We start from the raw sequence: 3049 nt of genomic DNA, 5'->3' as shown, positions 1-3049 counted from the left end.
GGCGTCGACCGCATGCTCAGCTCCGCAAGAGGCGGCGAAAAAGAACATCTCGACGTGCTCGAAGCCTATCGCATGTTCGCCAATTCCAAGGGCTGGATGCGCCGGATGGAGAGCAACATTGACAGCGGCCTGTCGGCCGAGGCGGCTGTGGAGAAGGAACAATCCGCCGCCCGCGCCCGGATGAGCCAGGTCAGCGACGCCTACCTGCGCGAACGCCTCCACGATCTCGACGATCTCAGCAATCGCCTGCTGCGCATCCTCACCGGACAGGGCCATGAGACCGGCGCGGAAATGCCCGCCGACCCGATCCTCGTGGCGCGCAATATCGGCCCCGCCGAACTTCTGGATTACGGGCGCGCCCTCAAGGGGATCGTGCTCGAGGAAGGCGCGGTCGGCTCTCACGCCGCCATCGTCGCCCGCGCCCTTGCCATTCCGCTGATCATTCACGCTGCCCGCGTCACCACAGAGGCGCTCAACGGCGATCTGATCCTCGTCGACGGCGATCAGGGCATCGCCCATCTGCGCCCCGACGATTCGGTCGTCTCGGCGTTTCGCGACAAGATGGCGATGCAGGCACAGGCGCAGGAGCGCTATGCCTCGATCCGCGACAAACCCGCCAAGACGCTCTGCGGCGCACGCATCAAGCTCAAGATGAATGCCGGTCTGATGGCCGACCTGCCCAGCCTCGAAAGCTCGGGCGCCGAGGGCGTCGGCCTCTTTCGCACCGAGTTGCAATTCCTCATTCGCAACCACATGCCGAAGCGTGCCGAACTGTCAGAGCTTTACGCCCGCGTGATGGACGCGGCCAAGGATCAGCGCGTGGTGTTTCGCACGCTCGACATCGGCTCCGACAAGGTGCTGCCCTACATGAAGGCCACCGACGAGCCGAACCCCGCCATGGGCTGGCGCGCGATCCGGGTGGGTCTGGATAAACCGGGCGTCATGCGCATGCAGCTTCAGGCGCTCATCCGCGCCGCGCGGGGACGGCCGCTGACGATCATGTTCCCGTTCGTGGCGCAGCGCGACGAATTCACCGCCGCCCGCGCCGAGATGGAAAAGGCGCTGGAGCGCGAGCGCATTCTCGGCCACCCCATCCCCGAACTGATCGAGGTGGGCGCGATGCTGGAAACCCCCTCGCTCGCCTTTGCGCCTGACAGCTTTTACTCCGAGGTCGATTTCCTCTCGGTGGGTGGCAATGATCTCAAGCAGTTCTTCTTCGCCGCCGACCGCGAGAACGAGCGCGTGCGCCGCCGCTACGACACGCTCAACGTGAGCTTCCTCAACTTCCTCGAAGGCATCGTCTATCGCTGCGCCACGCTCGACACCCCGCTCAGTTTCTGCGGCGAAGATGCAGGCCGTCCGGTCGAGGCCGCCTGCCTCGCCGCCATCGGCTTTCGCACGCTGTCGATGCGCCCGGCCTCCATCGGCCCGGTCAAGAGCGTGTTGCGCCGCATCGACCTTGGCGAATTGCGCGACGTGATCCACGCCGAACGCAGCGTCGGCGCGCAGAGCGTGCGTCCCGCCGTGATGGAGTATCTGCGCGGCAAACTGTGATGGTTGGTGGGTGCCCGGTGGATCGTGGTGTGGGGCGGAGGTGGCCTGAAGCGATCGTTGCAGTACGCAGCGCATCGACGGGCCTCGGTGCGGCGATCCAACGTCAATTTTGTATCGCTTTATATCAGCCAAGCCCGAAAAACCTCCGAGCTCAGAGCAGGTTGCAACCAAATCGCCGTGCCGGGGGGCGGCCCGGCGATGCGCGGCGGCCTTCGGCCTTGTTCCGCGCAGGTGCTTCAATCTAAGGTCCTCTCCAGACGCCCCCACCCCCCTGTGCACCCCCGCACGCCCCCTGCGCGGTGCTACGGCTTATCCCTTCCGCCCCATCCCCCTACCTTCACCCCAAAGAAGGAGGGCATCATCATGGGCCAACTGGTCAACGGCGTCTGGCAAGACACCTGGTACGACACCAAATCGACAGGCGGCAAATTCGTCCGCTCGACCGCGAAATTCCGCAACTGGATCACCGCCGATGGCAGCCCCGGCCCCTCGGGCGAGGGCGGCTTCAAGGCGCAAAGCGGGCGATACCACCTCTACGTGGCCTATGCCTGCCCCTGGGCCCATCGCACCCTGATCTTTCGCAGCCTCAAGGGTCTGGAGGATCACATCGGCGTGTCGGTCGTGCATCCCGACATGCTGTCCGAGGGCTGGGAATTCCGTACCGACTTTGCCGGTGCCACCGGCGACCGGCTCTACGGGTTGCCCTATGCCCGAGACATCTATCTCAAAGCCGATCCCGAGATTTCCGGCCGCGTGACCGTGCCGATCCTGTGGGATACCGAGCGCGAAACCATCGTCTCGAATGAGTCGTCCGAGATCATCCGCATGTTCAACTCGGCCTTTGACGGGATCACCGGCAATACCGACGATTACTGGCCCGAGGATCTGCGCGACGCGATCGAGCCGGTCAATGAGCGCATCTACGACACCGTCAACAACGGCGTCTACAAATCCGGCTTCGCCACCTCACAAGAGGCCTACGAGGCCGCCGTCTATCCGCTCTTCGACAGTCTCGACTGGCTGGAAGAGCGTCTGTCGCAGAACCGCTACCTTATGGGAGATAGGCTGACCGAGGCGGACTGGCGGCTTTTCACCACGCTCATCCGGTTCGATCCGGTCTATCACCTGCATTTCAAATGTAACCGCCACCGGATCGTCGATTACCCCAACCTCTGGGGCTATCTGCGCGAGCTTTACCAATGGCCGGGTGTGCGCGAGACGGTGGATTTCGACCACATCGTGCGGCACTACCATTACAGCCACGACACCATCAATCCGAACCGGATCATCCCGATCAACCCGCGCCCCGATTACGACGCGCCGCACGGGCGCGGCTGAAGGCGTCAGGCGTCGAGCCGGTCGAGGCCCCCGAGGGCACAGCCGCACGACCCATGGTGCCATCTTCGAGCGTTACATCCACCTCGACCGTGGGGTTGCCCCGGCTGTCGAGAATTTCGCGGGCATGGATGTCGATGATACTGCTCATGGGCGGGAA

The 3049-nt window shown here is 64.1% G+C and carries 2 protein-coding genes and 1 pseudogene; 2 read left to right on the top strand and 1 reads right to left on the bottom strand.

What is annotated here, in order from left to right; all coding sequences use genetic code 11:
- Both ptsP and VKP01_RS07310 read left to right on the top strand, forming a co-directional pair.
- A partial coding sequence (gene ptsP / locus VKP01_RS07315) for a phosphoenolpyruvate--protein phosphotransferase (RefSeq protein WP_324411500.1) occupies positions 1-1554 on the top strand: 1554 nt, incomplete at its 5' end.
- Positions 1555-1917: 363 nt separating this feature from the next.
- A complete protein-coding gene (locus VKP01_RS07310; RefSeq protein WP_324411499.1) occupies positions 1918-2892 on the top strand; it encodes a glutathione S-transferase family protein in 975 nt (324 codons plus the stop codon).
- Positions 2893-2905: 13 nt separating this feature from the next.
- On the opposite strand, the pseudogene eno reads toward VKP01_RS07310, so the two are convergent.
- Positions 2906-3040 (bottom strand): annotated as a pseudogene (eno, locus tag VKP01_RS07305) (phosphopyruvate hydratase); the annotation flags it as partial.
- Positions 3041-3049 lie beyond the last annotated feature (9 nt).

This window comes from Saliniramus sp. (assembly GCF_035311605.1).
Taxonomy (GTDB): domain Bacteria; phylum Pseudomonadota; class Alphaproteobacteria; order Rhizobiales; family Beijerinckiaceae; genus Saliniramus.
This window is presented reverse-complemented; position numbering and strand designations above follow the sequence as displayed.

Excerpts from the sequence above, each read along its gene's own strand:
- VKP01_RS07310 (WP_324411499.1), top strand. The coding sequence starts at position 1,918 with ATGGGCCAACTGGTCAACGGCGTCTGGCAAGACACCTGGTACGACACC.